This is a genomic window from Halovenus marina (assembly GCF_051414115.1).
GTDB classification, from domain to species: Archaea; Halobacteriota; Halobacteria; order Halobacteriales; family Haloarculaceae; genus Halovenus; species Halovenus marina.
Genome location: NZ_JBLKNZ010000001.1, coordinates 1,758,039 through 1,777,161, shown reverse-complemented (window position 1 = coordinate 1,777,161; position 19,123 = coordinate 1,758,039). Strand labels below are relative to the sequence as shown.

The window sequence follows — 19,123 nt, the reverse complement described above, 5'->3', positions numbered from 1 at the left end:
TGCAGAACGTATTGTCGCTGACGCACCTCTCTGACGATATGTGGATATCAACTTATCGAGCATGTAATCCATAAGATCGGGTCCAGATACTTATCTCTGAATGATTGACGGAGTTCGGACAGTTCAAATAAACAATGTATGGTGGTTTTCTCATTCAGGCGTACCCTAGGTCCTTCAGCTGCTGCCGCACATCGTCGGGAATTTCGTCATCTTGATCCTCAACATCACGTGTATCAAGATCACGGACAATACGCTGGATGCGTTCTTCTGGATCGTCTATCTCTTCACCAATTACGGTGGTTCCTTCAATAGTTTGGTACGCGTAAGAACCGTCGTGGGTAGCAACTCCGTATAGTTTCTCGTCATACTTGTCTACTAGACTATCCGAATAATCACTCTCTTGGAGGCGTTCCTCACTCCATGGAGTGAGCCCAGTGTACTCAGCAAGAATATCCCGTTCTTTATCAGTATTGAGAAGACTTTGCCCTCGTGGCGTATGGCTATGATCAATACCAGCTAATTCGAGAATAGTTGTGTAGACATCCACGAGACTCACGACGTTATCACATCTCCCTGAGAGTCCTTTACCTGATATAACCAATGGGACGTGAATTAGCTCCGGATATACGCCGTGTTCGTGACCCCATGCATCATGTTCGCCCAGCATTTCTCCGTGGTCAGCGAGTGTGATTATGTAGTCGAATGAGTCCGACAATTCGGCGAATAGCTCTTGATACTGGTCAGAGAGATAGCGAACACAGCTGTCATAGGCCTGCTGAATTTGATCCTGGTTAGTGCTGCCGGCAGAACCGTTATTAAATGATAGATCCCCAATTGAGGTGGTCAGGTCTGGCGGATCACCTTGCATATACTCTTTGGGGGGGTTATATGGTTCATGAGCCTCCATGAGATTTATAAACAAAAATTCCGCCTCGTCCCCATTCTGGTTTGCCAACCAATCTATTGCTTTATCAGATCCCCCCGGATTTGTGTACGAATCCTTGCTCAAAACCTGGTTAATACCAGACTTGATCGAATCAATTGTGTTCCAATCACCAAAAATGGATCTCTTTACACCGTGTGCATACATTAAAAGTCCAGAATACGGTAATTCTTCAACAAAGGATTTCCAGTTGATGATCTGATCTGAGTTCAGATGGCTAAACTCTGGTGGTGAATCAAAAGAGTCAAATCCTCTATCAAAACAGAAATGAGACGATACATTCGGGTTTGCACTAAATCCTCGCGTAGTGTAGCCTTTTGATGAGAGAATCTGAGCTAAGGAGCTTCGATCACAGTCAAAGTATAATTGATTAGAATTGACTCCAATTTCGCTTGAATACTCTCCAGTAAAAAGGGAGGCATGAGCGGGAACAGTCCACTGAGATGTAGAGTAAGCTCGCTCATATCGCCGACCAGGTAGCCAATCAAAGTACCGGTCAAAATGATCCTTCCGAAGCGTATCTAAAACCACAAGAGCAATACTTGGTCGGGCGTGCTTAGTCATTATAGCAGGTCTAAGTCGGCCCCGATATAATAATCAAGCGGAAAACTATGCATTTGAATTCCAGTGACAAATCAACGACTGAGATCGCTATCGTTCATCCTGATTTGATGATGAAAGGCGGAGGCGAAGCAGTTTGCATGAACATCCTTGAGGCACTTCAAAAATCATATAATGTTATACTACTAACAACGACAACTCCTGACTTCACCGAATTAAACAAATTTTTCGGAACCTCTGTGAGCGATGTTAAAATTAAAAAACCGACTGATGCCGCAATGCGGTCTGCCAAATGGGCTTCATCATCTCTTCCGATTAATATTGGTTTGGCGGCTTTTCAGTACAGTCTTTTGTACCGGCACGCTAGAAACGTTCAAAACGCATATGATCTTGTCATATCGACGCGAGACGAGATCGGATTCAACACAAAGGCACTACAGTATATCCATATTCCCACTAGAGGGTTGATCAAGAAAGGCGGGAGAGAAGCCATTCCGGGATATCGAGGTAATACTTCCGCATTATATGAAGTATATGATCATATGTGTAATATAATCTCCGGATTCTCCACAGAACGAGTTCGTCAGAGTCGCTTGCTCACTAACTCTGATTGGACTGCGAATTTAATAGAGGAGATCTATAATACTGAGACAGAAGTTGTATATCCACCTATTGAGGTAGACGAGTTCTCAAACCCAGCTTGGGAGCAACGTGAGAGCGGATTTGTTATGATCGGTCGATTATCTCCTGAGAAACGTATTCTTAGGTCAATTAAAGTAATTGAAAGGTTGCACGAATACAACAACGATATCCATATTCACGTCATTGGTCCGAAGGAGGATACCGAATACTCTGATCAAGTCGAACAATATGCAGCTGAACGTGATTATGTATATCTAGATGGTGAATGTAATCGAAAAGATTTAATTGAAAGAATACAACAACATAAGTACGGGATTCACGGAAAGGAATTCGAACACTTTGGTATGGTCGTCGCAGAAATGATTGCAGGTGGAACTATCCCATTTGTCCATAATAGCGGTGGGCAAACCGATATTGTACTAAACGATGATCGACTTATCTACGACGATGTCGAAGAAGCAGTGCAGAAAGCTAAGAAAGTAATTGGAGATAGTAGTCTACAACAGGAACTCGCTAAAATGCTAACGGAATCAGTGCATCGGTTTAGTAAACAAACGTTCCAACAGCAGATTAGAAATATCGTATCAGAGGAAATAAATCCTGATAAAAATGCTTAATTCCGCTTATATAGCTCTATCTGTCGGTATTATAATTCTATCCGCTCTTTTTATCCTACGAGTTTGGTTTTACATTCGAAATCAAGAGGATCCATTTGACCCAATTCTCTTATTTACATTATTGGCTATATATTTCTATCTTATACCAGGGATCTATTTATTTATTACAGGGGATTGGGTGTGGCTCGATAATGTCCCAAATAGGGACTTTTTGATCGCGTCGTTAGTTGTGCTCCTGTTTTTCATCCTTGTCATCAATTCCTACTTACGGTCTCCAAAACTGAAACTTCGTGGAGTTGGAATTAACACCAGTTCGGCAGATTTCCGCTATTTATTCTATGCCGGTGTTTTTTGGATAGTTCTCGGTCTTGTTGGCTATCTTTTATTTGTCTGGCTCAATGGCGGATTCATCCGATTATTCACCGTGAATCGCACTCAGTTCCAGATGGTACCAAATACTCAACGATACAAAATACTCGCATGGACTGGACTTTGGGGAGGACTACCGTTGGTGGTTTCTTCAGCTCACGAACTCTACAAGGGTATATATAATAGCTATAGACAGAGGTTTTTATTCATCGTCACTGGTATCGTATTAGCTGTTATTGTTGCAACGCTCTCCTTTCGAAGTCGATTGAAAGCTGGTTATCCTATCGCATTCCTTCTCCTGTACACTCATTATCGCATATACAGGTTTGAAATGAAACAAGTGGGAATAATTGCTGCGCTTGGAGTTATTGGTATCGGCGGTTTTTCTTTTGTAGAACATATTATAGGTAGTGGGGATACGAGCATCCAATTATTGATGAACGGAATTATATATCGTGTGCGCTTTGAGCCGTTAATTGCTGTTATTAATTCAGTTCCTGTTGAACAATCACTTCAATTTGGTACTTCTCTCTTTTACGGAGGAATGTGGTTCGACAATGGAATAACGGGCCTCGGAAATCAAATAGATCTGATTGTAACTGGAACGAATACATCTGGTTTGGCAATTGGCGGAACAGTCATTGCAGAGCTATATCTAAATTATGGTATTATAGGAGTGTTATTATTTGCGCCCATATATGGATTATTGCTTAAGTCCATTCGATCTACCCTCATTGAATCAAATAACGATCTCGCCCAAGGACTTTACCCAGCAATACTGTTCATTATGCTTGCAATTATCCCAACGAGTATTGGATGGGTATTCCGAAATTTTATGATCGTAATTCTACCACCGATAGTTCTTTCAATATTTGTTCGGGAGTTCTTGAGTACAGTTTCAAATCAGGACCAAGTCTCTGAACAAGAGTATAACAAGTCATAAATATCAGATATAATGACGAAACCTACAAATACTGTCTGGATGGCGTTTCTCGTCCTGCTACTGCTTATTATTGCTGTCCCAAGTCTATATCGCATATCTAATTCTCACGTTGATATAACTATTTCTGACTATAGCCAGGGCAAACACAATAGATCTACAGTAACCACAACAGGAAATCTTAGTTTAGATTATCAAATTCTTTTCTCTGAAGATTTCTCACAATCACATTCCATCAACCGATCTCGATGGACTGTTTCGACCCGAGGAAATTGATCTCTCCAAACTAGGCAAGGATCGATACAACTCGTAACGACAAGTAATGGTGATTCTGTCGGTTTCACAACTCACAAGCGGTTTGATTTCACAGAAGCCTCTGCTCTGGAATTAGATTTTGTCGCTCGTTCACCGGGCTCTGAAGGAGTGAATACTCAGGAATTCTTCTTTTTGAATGGTTCGGATATGGAAGAGAATTTCTTTGTAATGTACGACATGGGAGGCGCATCAAAGAATCCGGACAACCCAGAGGATAGTTGTGGCGCAAGTACGGATACTCCGTTTAACCGAGATCAGCTATCTTATCGTAACTTTCTCACCAATGAGCAGTGTTGGGACGATTTCGATGGCCGTCCAATCAATTGGTCGCGCCCATGGCACGGTGAACTGCGAGTAAATCTTCACGAAAACCGGATAACTGCATTCCGTAATTCGACGCAAATCGCGTCGCTTAGGCAGGAGGATGGACAGACTATGCCGCCACAAACCTCCTACAGAATATGGTTCAAGAATAATGATAAGGGTGGGTCGGGTGACTTGATCGTTTACCGTATTCGGGTCCAACAGATTGGACAATACCAGCGAATGGGAACATATGTTTCAGATCCGATTGATGCTGGTTCAAGTGTCTCATGGACTGCCGCTGAGATAGTAGGGGAAACGCCATCGGGGACGTCATATGATGTGGATTTTGCAACGAATCAATCGGGGAAATGGATCTACTATGACCGGATAGAGCAACTTCCAGACAGCAGATACATCCGTTACCGAGTAACCCTGCACACCAGTTCTGAAACGAAAACGCCGACGATATCCGATATCACCCTATACTATGATCCAGAATGAGGCTCACGACGCACTTCACAAGGGCTAATGGGATATGGGGGAAAACGGCGTAACAGATGGCAGATATCGCAGTCTTTCACCCCGATATCACCCGTGGGGGTGGAGGCGAAACGGTCGCACTCTATGTCCTTGATGCACTTGTTGATGATCACAGCGTCACACTCTATACTGCAAGTGACCCCGATTTTGAGACACTGAGCCGACAGTACGGCGTAACAGTTTCCGACGACGATTTGACGGTCAAACCCATATCATCTCTACCAGTCTCCGCGATCGAAACCCTTGCGAATGTGGCTAGCGAGTGGTTCCAGACTGATTTGCACCTAGATGCTCTCAAGTCGGCATTCATACAACGGCGTGTACGCGCGTCGGAACTTGTTCATGACCTCTTGATCAGTACAGCAAACGAGTTTTTTGTCGATGGTCCCTCATTACAATATATTCACTTTCCGACATATACCGGAAGCACCGGATCTGAGTACGAAACGTGGGCTCCATCGCTACCGTACCGACTATACCGAAGAGTCTGTAGATCCGTCGCCGGTGCGAGAAGCTTCGACTCCTCGACGACCTTGGTCACAAACTCCCAGTGGACACGAGAGATCGTCCAGCGCTCCTATGATCATCCAGTAGAGGTTGTCTATCCACCAGTAAACGTCGGAGACTTTGACCCAAACAGGGATAATCAAGAAACAGGCTTCGTCACTGTGGGCGCTATTCACGAGTCTAAGCGTCAATTGGAGCTGATTGAAATCTTAGATGAGTTGCGGGATCAAGGGATCGACACTCATCTTCACATCGTTGGTGGAGTGGGAAGCCAGTCGTACTACGAACGCGTTCGTGACGCGGCGAGCAACCGAGACTATATCCACCTTGAAGGATATGTGAATCGAGATCAGCTAGTAGATCTTATTGAACAACACCAGTATGGACTGCACGGTCGGAAGAATGAACACTTTGGGATAGCGGTTGCAGAGATGGTCGCAGGGGGAACTATTCCATTTGTCCCGGATGGTGGAGGTCAAACTGAAATCGTAAATGATAGACAGGAACTAAAGTACGAGAGTGTCGATGATGCGGTTCAAAAGATAACGAAAGTAATGTCTGACGGTGGATTACAGCAGAATCTGAAATCAGATCTTGAATCAACGGTTACAGAGTACTCGACAGACCAATTCACAAGATCAATCAGATCGCTCGTGACTGAACTCTGTACCTCACAGACACAAGGACACAACTCGTAACTATGGATTGACCGTGGACAAAACGATGGATGCTTGTACTATTTCAATTATCCGCATCGGTAAAATAATAATCTAACAAAATTTATAGTCTCTCATAAGCCAACATTATGCTACATTGATCTTTTGTACAAACTAGTGTGGTTGATTGTTTCCCGTTCCAGACTGACCTTTAACTTTGACCGGAGGTTTAGTTACAGCATGTCAAGCAACTCTGAGGGACAGTCAGAAGGGGGTGATCAGAAGGATCAACCGGAACTCCCCGACTTCGTCGAGAGGATGTGCCCAGTCTGTGGCCGTGTGTACGAAAAGAACGGGGCCGCATGCCACCCATCTCATGTGGTCAAGTTCGAACGTCGGCTCGCTACCCAGAACTGATTAGTCACTGCACAGCGATCACCTGACACGCCACTGGGCGCGTCTCCCGTCGTCGGAAGTGATTGCGCCTCATCCGAAGCCACGGACTTGGCGATCAGGTCACTCATTCACTCTGAACCAGACCAGTTCGACGCATACCTCTCGGATACATCATACCAGATTCAGGGGCAGAAGTGGATTGCATCGGTTTACCGTCAGTACTTGTCCGAGACAGATGAGCTAGTTCCGGGAGTCTTGGCAGGCATCCAGGCCAGCGAGAATCGGATTACTTACTCATCATCTCGCCAGGATCCCCAGACTTCACGGTATTTGCCGAGTTCGCGGTATTCTTTCGCTCGAACGCTTCGATGGCGTAGAGCACCTCGTTGTCCTTGTTCCAGTCGATCAGAACGTGAAAGTCGCTGACACGGAGCCTGTATCCAGGATGGTCTTTCATCCGGTCGAGAGAGTGATCCGGAAAATCGTCGATGTCCTCTAGTTTGTTGATGATCCGCTCGGCGTCTTTTGTCTCGAACTGCTCCAGCGTTTTCGACCACTGTCTCTGTCAAAACAACGTCGTGAGTCACAGTTCAGTCCTTGTCGATACGGAGGCGCTCAGGGCCTCGCTTGTGGACATCGTCTGGCCCGCCGCAACGTCCGCGTAGCCCTCAGAGACCCCTCCTGTACTTCTGCTGTCAAAATCGGCTCTGCGGTGTTGCGAAACACCTCACGAACGAACTCCGAGCGGTTGGTGTATTCCAGTTCCTCGGCCAGCTCGTCGATCTCCTCAAGCAGCCGCTTCGGTACCTTGACATTCAATTTCCCCATGCCGCCGTCCTCGTCGGCACCTGTACTCATATTTTGTGGTACATGAGTGGTACCCTAAGAACTGTCGTTCACCGAACTTCTTCCTTCGAGACGCTTGGGATGTCACCATCCCAATCGAGCGCACTGAGGACGTCCACAAGATCATCGATTCAGTGATCGAATACATTGAGCTGATGGATATCAAGAAACGCTGCACGCTCCCGCGGTACTGTTTCCCCTTGGTAATCGATCTGGAAATGACACTCTCCGAGATCCATGTGGGTTTCGTCCTGGTGCCATCCGAGCCTGAGTTCATGCTCTGACTCGACCCACTGAAGGGAATAATAATCGTAGGAGGATTCCGTGGGAAAATCGAACGAGATCTGGAGTGCAGCTTCATCGGCTGGATAGGATGTCCCAAGGAATACGTCGGGATTGATCGTCGCTCGAACGCTGGCCTTGTTCCCCTTTGAGGTGTGATACCAGACCCGTTCAATCGGAGAAATCTCGTCAGTGACCTGCGTCTGGAGTTTGTTGTGCAGTCGCGTGAGGAGCGTCCGTGTATCGAGGCTCGCCCGATTGGCAAGGAAGATCATCGAGACTACTGTGTGAGTGAGAGTGAAGAAGCCGAAGATCCGTTCGTTCCCGGATAGTGCGACCGGGCATCGTCGTAGAATTCGAGTGCGTGCTTGAGGAGTTGTTTGTTGTCCTCGTGGTGCTCCCACTGACGGAGCACGCCGTTACGGTTCCGATTAGCCTCACTGGAAAGCTCGTTGTCGGTGAGTGTCGATTCGAGTTCGTCTCGGGATTCGACGTCGAATTCACGCTTCCATTCGTCTATGGTGTCCTGGATCGTTGTGATCTCCTCACGGAGTTCCGCGCGCGTGTGGCTGTTGATCAACTCGGTTACTTCGTTGAAGTAGCGTAGCTGGAAGTTCGGCGCGTACTTCGTGTTCCCGTCGTCACCCTCGATGGCGTGGACTTGCCCGAATTCGACGAGCATTTCCAACTCGTCTTTGGCGGTCTGCCAGGCGGAGACCTGCGCTTGTTCGCGCACCCACTCGACGGATCGCGGTTCGGTGAGCGTCGTTGCGATCTCCCTGACGCGTTCGCGGGCCGTCAGGCCCTCTGTCCACGATTCGAGCCCCTGATCTGTCATATCCGGTAGTAGCCGCCACACTCTATTATGTCTTTGAGGATACACACATATACGAGAGCGAAATGATATTCTTCAAGGAGTAACGGCTGTTTGGCACAGCCATCGGTGCGCCTGTTGGATAAATCGACGGGGGAAGTTGCCCAACAAGAACAGGCCGTGTCGTGAGCCACAATATCCCAACAACGGTCGGGAATCCTCGCCCTTCAGGGCGGAGAGGATGTCAACAACTGTTATTTCGCTGGAGGCCCATGACACGCACATGAGTGACGTACTGATTGTCGGCGGCGGCCCAGCGGGTCTCAGCGCAGCACTGTTTACAGCCAAGAATGGTCTCGACACGACTGTCTTCGACACCGACGAGACGTGGCTGCACAAGGCACACTTGTTCAACTATCCGGGAATCGGGTCGGTCGACGGGACGAACCTGCTCGCGAACATGCGCGACCAGGTCGACGACTTTGGCGTCGACCGACAGCAGGACACTGAAGTCACCGACGTCGAAGCGGATTCGGATGGCATTACGGTCACGACAGAGGGCGGCGAACACACAGCGTCATACGTCGTACTCGCGACGGGTGCGAACCGCGACCTCGCGGAGGGTGCTGGCTGTGCGTTCACGGACGAGGATGTCGTCGACGTGGACGTGACGATGGAAACCTCGGTCGATGATGTGTACGCGACGGGTGCGATGGTTCGCGCAGAGGAGTGGCAGGCAGTCATCTCTGCTGGCGATGGCGCTGCCGCTGCACTCAACATCCTCACCAAGGAGAAGGGCGAACACTTCCACGACTTCGACGTTCCGGCCGACGCAGCGGAGGTCTTTGGATCGCTCGTCGAGTGATCTGGGCAGCCACAGGCAATCTGTCGACCCGAACTGACATCCCGTCGGCTCTCTTCCGGTGACGCATGGGCCGCAACGTCGGCGTCACCGAGGTTCTTCGTGACGCGCTTCCGGACGGGAGCAGGACAGTCTTCGAGACACTCACACATCTCGGCGACTGGCGACTCGTCCTCCTCGCGCTTGCGGTCATCGTCACAGTCGACTTTTTCGATGGACTCGTCCGTCCAACAGACGAGAACGCGCCACTGTTCTCCCCCGCTGTTCTCACTATCGTCGCGACTGTCTTCGGCGCGCTCGCGCTTGCGCTCGTCCTCGAGGTGGTGATCGACGCCCCAGTTGCTGGCCACTCACCACGGGAGCCACAGACTGCGACGGGCTTTCCGAGCGGCCACGCAACGGTTGCGGCCGTGTTCTGGGGCTCGCTCGCGACGTGGACCTCGGTCGGAACCCGACGAACGCGAGTTGGGGCCGCGACTGCTATCGTCGCCGTCGTCGCCGTCTCCAGACTCGCACTCGGCGTCCACTATCTGGTCGACGTGGTCGCCGGTGTCGTTCTCGGTGCGGGGTACGTCGCCGTCGTCGTCGTGCTCGACGCACGCCCCGGACGCGCCTTCGCGCTCGCGCTCACGCTCTCTGCGCTCGCTGTTGGACTCGTCGGAACCGACCGGGCGCTGCTCTCCGTTTTCGGCACGCTCGGAACCGTTCTCGTGTGGCGACTGCTCGAATTGCCGCCGGTTCGAACGGGGCTTCGGTCCGGTGTTGCAGCCATCCAGTCGTCTCGCTGAGTCCGCTATTCGACCGTGACACTTTTCGCGAGGTTGCGGGGCTTGTCTATCGGTCGTCCGAGTCTGTTCGCGATGTGATAGGCCACGAGCTGGAGCTGAACGTTCGCCAGCACTGCGCCGACGTGCGGGTGTGTCTCGGGCAGTTCGAGGACGTGGTCAGCGTAGGCCGCGGCGTCGTTCTGTCTGTCGGTCACGGCGACGACGGGAGCGTCCCGCGCTTCGACCTCTTTGATGTTTCCGACGGTTTTGGTGGCTATCTCGTCGTCACCGGTGACGACGGCAAAGACTGGTGTCCGGTCGTCGACGAGCGCGAGCGGACCGTGTTTCAACTCGCCCGCCGCAAAGCCCTCGGCGTGCTTGTAGCTAATCTCTTTGAGCTTGAGCGCGCCTTCGAGCGCGACGGGAAACTGATAGCGTCGACCGATGAAAAAGTACGCTGGCGCGTCGTAGAACTGCTCTGCGACCGCCTCGGCACCCGAATCGTCGAGCAACGCCTGGGTCTGTCCCGGGAGGTCACGTAATGCGGGGACCACCTCCCCCGCGGAGGCATCTGTCGTCGCGAGCACGAGCAGATTCAGGGCGAGCAGTTGACTCGCGAACGTCTTCGTCGCTGCAACGCCAATCTCCGGCCCGGCGCGGATGAACAGTTTGCGGTCAGACTCCCGTGCTACGGTCGATCCGACCGTGTTTGTCACCGCCAGTGTCTCCGCACCCCGACGACTGGCTTCTCGCAGGGCGGAGAGCGTGTCTGCAGTCTCGCCGCTCTGTGTAATCGCGACCACGAGGTCGTTGCCGATTGGCGGGACGGCGGTGGCGTACTCGCTTGCGAGAAACGCCTGTGCTGGGATCCCCTGCTCGCGAAAGAGCTGTGCGCCGTACAGGGCCGCATGGTAGGAGGTTCCGCAGGCGACGAACTGCACGCCGGTTGGCGCGAGATTATCGAGTTCGTCGACGGTGACGCTCCCGCCGAGTTCGTCGACGCGACCCTGCAGACACTGACGCAGAGCGCGGGGCTGTTCGTGAATCTCCTTGAGCATGAAGTGCTCGTAGCCGCTCTTGCCCGTCTCCTCCGGGTCCCAGTCGACTGTCTCGACTGACTTCTCTCGGACGACGCCGTCGCTGTCGGTTACCACCCACTCGTCGTCGAGTCGGACGAACTCGCCGTCGTCGAGGTAGACGACTCTGTCGGTGTACTCCCGGAAGGCTGGCACGTCACTCGCGACGAACAGCGCTTGCCCGTCGGGAGTGTCGTCACCGATGCCGAGCACGAGCGGGGAGTCCTTTCGCGTCCCGAAAATCGCGTCACAGCCTGCGATGAGACAGACGACTGCGTAACTCCCTTCGAGACGCGCGATTGCTGCCCGAAACGCGTCCTCCGGGTCCGTTCCGGCGGCCAACTCTGCTTCGATGAGATGCGGGATAACCTCGGTGTCCGTCTCGCTCGTGAACGTGTGTTCGTCGAGTTCGGCACGTAGCTCCTGATAGTTCTCGATGATGCCGTTGTGGACGACCGCAACGTCGCCGGTGCAGTCGGCGTGCGGGTGGGCGTTTTCGTCTGTCGGTGGGCCGTGTGTGCTCCACCGCGTGTGACCGATCCCTGGTTCGCCGCTCATCGATCTGCTCCCGAGCGCAGTCTTGAGTTTGGCTATCTCGCCTGCGGCCTTGCACACTGAGAGTTTACTGCCGCCGAGAGCGATGCCTGCGGAATCGTAACCCCGGTATTCGAGCGTCTCCAGCCCCGAGACGAGCGTATCGGCCGTTCGCTCGCCACGCCCCACGCAGCCGATGATCCCACACATCAGTTCGACACTCCTCGCCGTTCGTAGGCAGTGTCTGACCGACGATACAGCGAGCAACCCATCATCGAACCACCTCGGCACCTTCTGAAATCTGCCCGCGGACGTGCGTACTCGCGCCGATTTCGGCGTCGGGGCCGACGAGCGCGCCCGGTTCGAACGTGGCCGCTCCGCCGACGGTCACGCCGTCAGCGAGCACCGCGCCGAGGCGCTGCCGCTCGAACACCTCGTTCCCGACCCGGACGGTGCCCGGCCCTCCGGGGATAGTCACGTCAGCGCCGACGCGGACGCGCTGACCGAAGACGGCGTCGACGATAGTCGCGCCGTGCCCGACTCGATTATCGGTTTCGATTACTCCTCGCTCGATGGTCGCGTTCGCTTCCACTGTACTGTTTTCCCCGAGTGCGACAGTCGGACCGATGACCGCTCCTGGCCCGACCTCGCAATCTGCGCCGATGACGACTGGCGGCATGAGTGTCGCGTCGTCGTGAACTCGCGCAGTCTCAGCCACCCAGGCGCCTGTCTCGCGCTCTGGCTCCTCGACCCGCCCGGCTTCGAGAACCGACGAGGCAACTTCGAGCAGGTCCCACGGGTAGGTCGCGTCGACCCACAGCCCGTCGACGCGGACGCCTCGTGCGCGCCCATCTGCGACGATCCGTGCGAGTGTCTCCGTGAGTGCGAGTTCGCCAGCTTGCCGGGGCGTCTCCTCGATTGCCTCGAAGATGGTCTCGTCGAAGGCGTAGATCCCCGCGTTGATGAGGCGAAACCCGTCCGAGTCCGGCTTTTCGACCAGCGTCTCGATAGTCGACCCGTCGAGCCTGACCGCGCCGTACTTCTCTGCATCGTCCCGTTCGATGACCGCCATGGCCGCGCTCGGCGTCTCCGCTTCGAACAGGTCGATGACCGCCTCGACCGAATTGGCCTCGATGAGATGGTCCCCGTTCGCGACGAGCACCGACCCGTCCACGGCATGTCTGGCCTGTAACAGGGCGTGCCCGGTCCCGAGTTGTTTCTCCTGATGGACGTACGTGATCGGACGGCCCCGATACGATGGGCCGAAGTGCTCCTGCACGCGCTTGTGCTGGTAGCCGACGACGAGTACCAGCCGCTCGATCCCTGCCTCGACGAGCGCGTCGAGGACGTGTTCGAGGATGGGGCTGTTTGCCGCAGGCAACATCGGCTTCGGGCGGTTTCGGGTCAGCGGCCGGAGCCGCGTTCCTTCACCGGCCGCCAGCACGACTGCCGTCTGAACGCTCATACCTCCAGGTGGCGACCGGCGATTGTTAAGCTTCGGGGAACGGCGAATACTCCTTCTGGCGTCTCCGAGTCACCCGACTGGCTCGTCGCGCAAGAGGAAAAACAGCGCGACGAGAACGCCGCCCAGCACGACCAGCGAACCGACGAGGACGGCGGTGCTGTCGATGAGCACGGCCGTGACCACACCGAGCACGAGCGCGACGGCGGCGAGTGCGAGGACGGGAATCTCCGGTCGGTCGAACAGCGACGGTTCGGGTTCTTTCGGCTGTGGCTTCGCTAGCGACTCGTCGATGTTCATCGACTTCGCGGATTCGCGTGGCTCTGTGAGTTCCACGTCTATCCAGCGCGTCGTCGCCCCGTATCCGGAGGCGATCTTGAGCTTCCCGACGTACGTCGACCCGTCGAGTCCGTCGGTGTTTGCTTCGACGCGAACGAGTCGCTCCCCCTCGACGTAGTGGTTGACAGCCTCGATTTCCGCGCGCTCGGACAGTGGGTCGTCGAGGTGGAGGTGGACGTGCAGCGGCTGCCCGTGGTTGACGAGTCGGATGTCGAACGAACCGTCGACCTCGATCGAATCCGGGACGTCGAGAGAGTGTAGCTCGTCGCGATTGATGTGAACGGGCAACTCGTCGGTCACACCTGTATCTGGGTGTGGGCGGTAGAAAAAGCTTCAGGCTACAGACCGGTTCTACAGAGAAAGCAGGCAGAGTGCCTCGGGGCTTGACCCCGGAGCAGTTCACGCCGCGGCTTCCTCGCGCATGTCCGGCGGGAGCAGGTTCGGGATGCCGTCCTCGATTGGATACTGCTCGCCACACTCCGTACACGTGAGTGTTCCCGTGAGAATCTCCTCGCCTTCTTGCTGTTCGACGTCGAGTTCGAGGTCGTGTTTGTCCAGCGGACAACACAGAATGTCCATCAAGTCCTCTTTCATACCTCCTTTGAGGTCCGGACGGTTCAAAAGCGTTTGCGGTCCAGTTCTGTTACGAGTTCCGGACTACTCGAATGCCCGCTGGCGGACGACCGACTCGTTTCGGCCGGGGCCGACGCCGATTGCGTAGACCGGCGTCTCGGTCTCGCGCTCGATGTATTCGAGATAGTCCTGTGCGTTGTCCGGTATCGCCTCGTAGCCCTCAGCCGCGACGGCCGCCCAGTCGACGTCTGGCCAGCCCTCGAAGGAGCGAAAGACCGGTTCACACCGGCCCCACTGTTCGGTCGTCGCTGGGATGGTCATGCGCCGTTCGCCGTCGAGTTCGTAGGCGTGCCCGACCTTGACGGTATCGAGTCCGGCGAGCACGTCGACGTGGTTGACCGCGAGTCCGGTGAAACCGCTTCTGCGTGCGGCGTGTCGGAGCATCGGAATGTCGAGCCAGCCGACGCGGCGCGGTCTACCCGTGACTGTTCCGTACTCGCCGCCCTCCTCGCGGATGTACGTCGCAAGCTCCTCGTCGTCGCCGTCGCCGTCGTATCCCGGCGTGTCGCCAACGACGCCGCCGAGTTCGGTCGGGAGCGGCCCGCTGCCGACGCGCGTGAGATAGGCCTTGACGATTCCGATCACCTCTCCGCTGCCGACGGTTCCGGGGCTGAGTCCCGTCCCTACTGCTGCGCCACCCGCGGTCGGGTTCGAGGACGTGACGTAGGGGTAGTTCCCGTGGTCGATGTCGATCATGGTCCCCTGTGCTCCTTCGAGCACGACGTTCGCGCCGGAATCGATCTGTTCGTTCAGGAACGCGCCAGCGTTTACGATCATCTCCTCTTCGACGAGTCGCTTGCCGAACGCGTGAAACTCCTCGAACAGCGCGTCGACGTCGAATGCGTCCGAGTTGTCGAGTTCGTCGACGGACACCCCATAGACGTCCTCGATGAGCGCGCGCTTCTGCGGTACGACGTATTCGAGTCGCTCTCGGAGCACCTCGGTGTTGCGCAGGTCCCCGATGCGAATCCCGCGACGGCCAGCCTTGTCCTCGTAGGTCGGACCGATGCCGCGTCCGGTCGTGCCGACTTCGCTGTCTGATTCGCTTTTCACCTCTTCTTCGATCCCGTCGAGCACACGGTGGTACGGCAGGATTGCGTGGGCGCGCTCGGCGATGCGAACGTCGGGCTGGAGGCCGCGCTCGCCGAGCTGGTCGAGTTCGTCGAACAGCGTCCGAAGATTGACGACACAGCCGTTCCCGAGAACGCCAACTTTGCCGCGAACCGCGCCGCTCGGAACGAGCGAGAGCTTGTACTCCTCACCCTCGTGAACGACAGTGTGGCCCGCGTTGTCGCCGCCCTGATAGCGCGCAACGATATCGGCAGAATCGCCGTACAGGTCGACGATTCCACCCTTGCCCTCGTCACCGAGCTGTGCGCCGACGATTGTAACGGTCATCACGTACTCCATTCCGGCCACCCCGATAAACCGATTACGGTCCAGAACTGGTCCGATACCGCAACGCCGTTCATATCTGAGGCACCACTCTACGGCATGCTAACCGTCCGTTCTCTGTCGGGACTAGATCTCCAGCGTGACAACTGAACGATACCACGGTAGCTGTTCACAAGGGATATATATCGGCTGGTCGAACCAGTACCACCGCCAACGAAAGGGCGCGTGACCAAACCGGTACAGAGCGTGCATGCGGCCTTTTCAGGTAATACTGTCCGGATCCGGGGTGAAAACCCCGCTTTCTGTGCTGCTGGGACAACAACTTTTAAATCCACCCAATACAAGTTAACAATTGTCATGATAGACAGGCTTGAGAAGGAAGTCGATATGCTGGAGCGCCATCTGCAGGTACTGCGGATGGTAATCGAAAACGAACCCATCGGCATCGTGAAAATGTCGAACGAGACTGGCTACCCGCATCACAAGGTGCGCTACTCGCTTCGCGTTCTCGAAGAGGAGAATCTCATCGAGCCATCCAGCCAGGGCGCGATCACGACCGAAGACACCGAGGAGTTCGTCTCAGACCTCGACGGGAAGATCGACCACATCATCGAGAAACTCGAAGGGATGAAAATCGACGAAGTCGCGGAAGTCGAAGGGTAACCTCCAGCCGACACGGAATCGCTTGCCGTACCGAGACTGTAGTGACTCTTCACTGTTCGCGTCTCTGCCTGAGCTATCGGTTACTGTCGCGAGTGTTGTGAACTGCGTGCCAGGCTCAGCCTAGAGTTCCGGAACGGTGACGTGGAAGTTCTGATTTCTCGCCTCGACCAGACAGAGGTGGTAGCCGCGCTTGCGCGAGATGTTCACGAAGCTCTTTCGCTTGTTGCGGCTGAGCAACCCACCCTGTGTGGCCCCGCTCGTGGTTTCGAGCGCACCGGGCTCGAAGAAGCTCTGTGTCACCATGAACGCGGCCGCGAACTCTTCCTTGGACTGGCCGACCCGCTCCGCGGAGGTGATGAGCCGTTCCATCATCGACTCCGTGGCAGCCTCACGTGAATCGTTGAGATTCGCGACCAGCAAGGGATTGCCCATTCTGTCCCGGAGCACGACGTCGAAGCTCTCCTGCGTTCGAGTCTCCTGTCCGCCCTCGGTGTAGACGACGTCCACCACGCCGGACAGCTCTGCCCGGTCCACGTCGGGCAGCGCGTCGTAGAGGTCCTTGAGCGCGGTTTCGTGCCCTGTCGAGCGAATCTCGAAGAGCAACTCGCGGACGACCCAGTTGACGAACTGATACTCGACGGTGGATTCGAGGAACTCGTCGAACGTCTTCCCGCCGACGGCGACGTTCGACTTCTCGAAGGTGGTGTGTGTTTCGAGCCGGAGGTTGTCGTTGACGTCCTCCTTCCGGACGCCCGACCCGTGGGCCTTCGCGAGCGTCGCGTCACCCTTCGAGTGATACCGGACGAACAGATCTGTCCCCGACAGGGCTTCACCAGGTGTCAATCGCTGCTCGGCGTCGGTTGCCGCTCCGAGTTCGGATTCGAGTTGCTGGAGCTGGCCTTCGAGTGTCTCGACCTGCTCTTCGAGTTCGTCTCGCTCGGCGCGAAGCTCCTCGAGGTCGTCTTCGAGGTCATCTCGCTCCCCGCTGGTTCGTTCGAGTTCCGTCTCCAGTCGTTCGATTTCCGCCTCTCGGCTTTCGAGTTCGTCTTCGAGCGTCTCGACTCGCTCGGAGTCGACCGATTGGGCTGTGCCCTCTTCGGGGGGTTCCTCGCCCGCCTTAGACTCTGCCTGCGGTGTACGTTCGTCGGCGGGTGCAGTCTCGTCTGTGGACTCGCTCTGTGCTGTGTTGCGCTGGGTTTGGTCACTCGGTTCGGGTTCAGTGACACTGGCGTCTACTGGTTCGGTCGGCTCCGGCTGTCTGCCTGACTGCGTGTCCGCGGCAAGTGGATCTGTTCGGCTCGACTGCCGTTGGCTCGTCTCCATCGTCCGCGTGGGATCGAGCGAGGGGATGGCTCGCTGTTCGAGCGAGGCCGTTGTCGACGACGATTGACTTGTGTACTGAGACCGCGGCTGATTGCCTGTTGCGTCCGCTGTTTCGACACCGCCAGTCGGTTGGGTCGTCCGAGGCGTGGTCGTCTCTGACTGGTCTCTGTCTTGGCGCGTTGGCTGATCGGCTGTGGGGGCCGGTTGCGCTGACTCTCCGGCTTTGGTCGCGGGTTGACTGGCTCCAGAGTCTGTTGATCGGCCAGCTTTCGTTGCGGGCTGGCCGGATGCTCGGCCGGAGTCGTCGGCTGACTGTGCGGTCTCCGATTCTGTCGACTCGTTCACCTCGGCCGCTGACCGCTCTGTTTCCGCTGGTTTCTCTGTTGCCGTCGGTTCGTCTGTTTCCGCTGCTTCCACCGGTTCGCTCACCGCAGTGTCAGCCCTGTCGGTCGCTGTGGAGTGGTCAGCGCCATCGTCCGATCCGGCGTCCGGTTCGTCACGTGCCGTGACAGTCGATTCCTCGTCCCCCGTGCTATCATTCGTACTGGGGTCGCCGGTGGTCGGTTCCGAGTCTGTGGCCGTCGCCTCCGCTGACTCGGTCTCCGTAGTGTCTGCCGTCGTCGCAACTGTTCCGCCCCCCTGACTTGCTGTCTCCGCGTCGGGTTCGTCGGGCGCTGTGCCCGCTGGACTGCTTTGCTCTTCCCCTTCATCTTCGGTTCCGGTGTCGGGCGTGTCAGCGGGCGCTGGTGTACTCGCTTCTGGCTCGCTCGGTTCGGGTATCTCTATCGGGTCGATATCCACCTGGTACACCTGATAGATGCCGACCTCACCGTTGGCCCGTTCGAAGGCTTCGTCGCCGTCGAGCAACCGCTCCGATTCGCCAACGAACGCGACGCTCATCGACGTGCCAGCGTGATAGACTAGATAGTAATCGCCGCTGAGTACGTTCTCCGAGAGTTCGATGAACCCGGTAAAACCTCCATCCGAGAGTGTCGAGTCCACTTCCGATATCGATGTCTTCTCGCTGTAGTACTGCGCCCGCTGTTCACCGGCGCGTTCCTGCATGACTGCGAGCAACGGGAGCGACTCGGCGGGCGACTCGTAGACGGTCCCCTCCGCGTTCTCGAAGTCCTCGATCGAACCGCTGAGCAACCCGACACAGACACCCCGTGTCATGTATAGCTCCCCGCCACCCGCTCTGATGACGCCCGAAAACGATTGCTCTGCGAGGTCCTGCAGCGCCCGATACCCGCCCTCGAACGACCGCCGATCCCAGTCTTCGACCCGATCGGCCACGCGTGTACTCATTAGTTCACACAAACCAGATGGGAAGTA

General features: G+C 55.1%; 16 protein-coding genes and 2 pseudogenes. 7 read left to right on the top strand and 11 right to left on the bottom strand.

What is annotated here, in order from left to right; all coding sequences use genetic code 11:
• Positions 1 to 154: 154 nt before the first annotated feature.
• The gene (locus ACMGFL_RS09055; RefSeq protein ID WP_436935213.1) at positions 155 to 1,507 is read right to left on the bottom strand and encodes a sulfatase; all 1,353 of its coding nucleotides are present in this window, start codon (positions 1,505 to 1,507) and stop codon (positions 155 to 157) included.
• A 137-nt stretch (positions 1,508 to 1,644) separates the two neighbouring features.
• Here ACMGFL_RS09055 and ACMGFL_RS09050 point away from each other — a divergent pair, with 137 nt between their 5' ends.
• From ACMGFL_RS09050 to ACMGFL_RS09035, 4 genes are all read left to right on the top strand, one after another.
• The gene (locus ACMGFL_RS09050) at positions 1,645 to 2,763 is read left to right on the top strand and encodes a glycosyltransferase (protein WP_436935212.1); all 1,119 of its coding nucleotides are present in this window, start codon (positions 1,645 to 1,647) and stop codon (positions 2,761 to 2,763) included.
• Entirely contained in the window at positions 2,756 to 4,075 is a 1,320-nt protein-coding gene (locus tag ACMGFL_RS09045) for an O-antigen polymerase (RefSeq protein ID WP_436935211.1), read from the top strand. The genes ACMGFL_RS09050 and ACMGFL_RS09045 overlap by 8 nt, the downstream gene beginning before the upstream one ends.
• A gap of 420 nt (positions 4,076 to 4,495) precedes the next feature.
• Entirely contained in the window at positions 4,496 to 5,194 is a 699-nt protein-coding gene (locus ACMGFL_RS09040; protein WP_436935210.1) for a hypothetical protein, read from the top strand.
• A gap of 56 nt (positions 5,195 to 5,250) precedes the next feature.
• On the top strand, positions 5,251 to 6,438 hold the full coding sequence (locus ACMGFL_RS09035) for a glycosyltransferase family 4 protein (protein ID WP_436935209.1): 1,188 nt from the start codon (positions 5,251 to 5,253) through the stop codon (positions 6,436 to 6,438).
• Positions 6,439 to 7,082: 644 nt separating this feature from the next.
• On the opposite strand, the pseudogene ACMGFL_RS09030 reads toward ACMGFL_RS09035, so the two are convergent.
• The 4 genes and pseudogenes from ACMGFL_RS09030 to ACMGFL_RS09015 form a co-directional block, all read right to left on the bottom strand.
• Positions 7,083 to 7,379, bottom strand: a pseudogene (locus ACMGFL_RS09030) (type II toxin-antitoxin system RelE family toxin).
• Between the two features lie 3 nt (positions 7,380 to 7,382).
• Positions 7,383 to 7,650 (bottom strand): annotated as a pseudogene (locus ACMGFL_RS09025) (ribbon-helix-helix domain-containing protein).
• A gap of 119 nt (positions 7,651 to 7,769) precedes the next feature.
• Positions 7,770 to 8,195 carry a hypothetical protein gene (locus ACMGFL_RS09020; protein ID WP_436935208.1) on the bottom strand — a complete coding sequence of 142 codons (426 nt, stop codon included), beginning with the start codon at positions 8,193 to 8,195 and terminating at the stop codon, positions 7,770 to 7,772.
• Positions 8,196 to 8,200: 5 nt separating this feature from the next.
• The gene (locus ACMGFL_RS09015; protein ID WP_436935207.1) at positions 8,201 to 8,758 is read right to left on the bottom strand and encodes a DUF7342 family protein; all 558 of its coding nucleotides are present in this window, start codon (positions 8,756 to 8,758) and stop codon (positions 8,201 to 8,203) included.
• Between the two features lie 259 nt (positions 8,759 to 9,017).
• On the opposite strand from ACMGFL_RS09015, the gene ACMGFL_RS09010 reads away from it, so the two are divergent.
• Both ACMGFL_RS09010 and ACMGFL_RS09005 read left to right on the top strand, forming a co-directional pair.
• Positions 9,018 to 9,599: an NAD(P)/FAD-dependent oxidoreductase gene (locus tag ACMGFL_RS09010; RefSeq protein ID WP_436935206.1), complete on the top strand. Its 582-nt coding sequence runs from the start codon at positions 9,018 to 9,020 to the stop codon at positions 9,597 to 9,599.
• Between the two features lie 65 nt (positions 9,600 to 9,664).
• The gene (locus tag ACMGFL_RS09005; protein ID WP_436935205.1) at positions 9,665 to 10,384 is read left to right on the top strand and encodes a phosphatase PAP2 family protein; all 720 of its coding nucleotides are present in this window, start codon (positions 9,665 to 9,667) and stop codon (positions 10,382 to 10,384) included.
• Between the two features lie 5 nt (positions 10,385 to 10,389).
• On the opposite strand, the gene glmS is transcribed toward ACMGFL_RS09005, so the two are convergent.
• From glmS to ACMGFL_RS08980, 5 genes are all read right to left on the bottom strand, one after another.
• Positions 10,390 to 12,183, bottom strand: a complete 1,794-nt coding sequence (gene glmS, locus ACMGFL_RS09000; RefSeq protein ID WP_436935204.1) for a glutamine--fructose-6-phosphate transaminase (isomerizing) — start codon at positions 12,181 to 12,183, stop codon at positions 10,390 to 10,392.
• 61 nt (positions 12,184 to 12,244) lie between these two features.
• Complete coding sequence (gene glmU, locus ACMGFL_RS08995) at positions 12,245 to 13,438, bottom strand: bifunctional sugar-1-phosphate nucleotidylyltransferase/acetyltransferase (protein ID WP_436935203.1); 1,194 nt, start codon at positions 13,436 to 13,438, stop codon at positions 12,245 to 12,247.
• A gap of 69 nt (positions 13,439 to 13,507) precedes the next feature.
• A complete protein-coding gene (locus tag ACMGFL_RS08990) occupies positions 13,508 to 14,074 on the bottom strand; it encodes a DUF7524 family protein (protein ID WP_436935202.1) in 567 nt (188 codons plus the stop codon).
• 99 nt (positions 14,075 to 14,173) lie between these two features.
• On the bottom strand, positions 14,174 to 14,368 hold the full coding sequence (locus ACMGFL_RS08985; protein WP_436935201.1) for a methytransferase partner Trm112: 195 nt from the start codon (positions 14,366 to 14,368) through the stop codon (positions 14,174 to 14,176).
• Between the two features lie 63 nt (positions 14,369 to 14,431).
• A complete protein-coding gene (locus ACMGFL_RS08980) occupies positions 14,432 to 15,805 on the bottom strand; it encodes an adenylosuccinate synthase (protein WP_436935200.1) in 1,374 nt (457 codons plus the stop codon).
• Positions 15,806 to 16,159: 354 nt separating this feature from the next.
• Between ACMGFL_RS08980 and ACMGFL_RS08975 the strand changes: the two genes are divergently transcribed.
• Positions 16,160 to 16,465 (top strand): hypothetical protein, encoded by a 306-nt coding sequence (locus ACMGFL_RS08975; RefSeq protein ID WP_436935199.1) that lies wholly within the window; start codon positions 16,160 to 16,162, stop codon positions 16,463 to 16,465.
• Positions 16,466 to 16,585: 120 nt separating this feature from the next.
• On the opposite strand, the gene ACMGFL_RS08970 is transcribed toward ACMGFL_RS08975, so the two are convergent.
• A complete protein-coding gene (locus tag ACMGFL_RS08970) occupies positions 16,586 to 19,096 on the bottom strand; it encodes a DUF7527 domain-containing protein (protein WP_436935198.1) in 2,511 nt (836 codons plus the stop codon).
• Positions 19,097 to 19,123: the final 27 nt, after the last annotated feature.

What these genes read in the sequence shown, in the direction of transcription:
- ACMGFL_RS09055 (WP_436935213.1), bottom strand. Translation starts at nt 1,507, where the DNA reads ATGACTAAGCACGCCCGACCAAGTATTGCTCTTGTGGTTTTAGATACG.
- ACMGFL_RS09050 (WP_436935212.1), top strand. Translation starts at nt 1,645, where the DNA reads ATGAACATCCTTGAGGCACTTCAAAAATCATATAATGTTATACTACTA.
- ACMGFL_RS09045 (WP_436935211.1), top strand. Translation starts at nt 2,756, where the DNA reads ATGCTTAATTCCGCTTATATAGCTCTATCTGTCGGTATTATAATTCTA.
- ACMGFL_RS09035 (WP_436935209.1), top strand. Translation starts at nt 5,251, where the DNA reads ATGGCAGATATCGCAGTCTTTCACCCCGATATCACCCGTGGGGGTGGA.
- ACMGFL_RS09020 (WP_436935208.1), bottom strand. Translation starts at nt 8,195, where the DNA reads ATGATCTTCCTTGCCAATCGGGCGAGCCTCGATACACGGACGCTCCTC.
- ACMGFL_RS09015 (WP_436935207.1), bottom strand. Translation starts at nt 8,758, where the DNA reads ATGACAGATCAGGGGCTCGAATCGTGGACAGAGGGCCTGACGGCCCGC.
- ACMGFL_RS09010 (WP_436935206.1), top strand. Translation starts at nt 9,018, where the DNA reads ATGAGTGACGTACTGATTGTCGGCGGCGGCCCAGCGGGTCTCAGCGCA.
- ACMGFL_RS09005 (WP_436935205.1), top strand. Translation starts at nt 9,665, where the DNA reads ATGGGCCGCAACGTCGGCGTCACCGAGGTTCTTCGTGACGCGCTTCCG.
- glmS (WP_436935204.1), bottom strand. Translation starts at nt 12,183, where the DNA reads ATGTGTGGGATCATCGGCTGCGTGGGGCGTGGCGAGCGAACGGCCGAT.
- glmU (WP_436935203.1), bottom strand. Translation starts at nt 13,438, where the DNA reads ATGAGCGTTCAGACGGCAGTCGTGCTGGCGGCCGGTGAAGGAACGCGG.
- ACMGFL_RS08985 (WP_436935201.1), bottom strand. Translation starts at nt 14,368, where the DNA reads ATGAAAGAGGACTTGATGGACATTCTGTGTTGTCCGCTGGACAAACAC.
- ACMGFL_RS08980 (WP_436935200.1), bottom strand. Translation starts at nt 15,805, where the DNA reads ATGACCGTTACAATCGTCGGCGCACAGCTCGGTGACGAGGGCAAGGGT.
- ACMGFL_RS08975 (WP_436935199.1), top strand. Translation starts at nt 16,160, where the DNA reads ATGATAGACAGGCTTGAGAAGGAAGTCGATATGCTGGAGCGCCATCTG.
- ACMGFL_RS08970 (WP_436935198.1), bottom strand. Translation starts at nt 19,096, where the DNA reads ATGAGTACACGCGTGGCCGATCGGGTCGAAGACTGGGATCGGCGGTCG.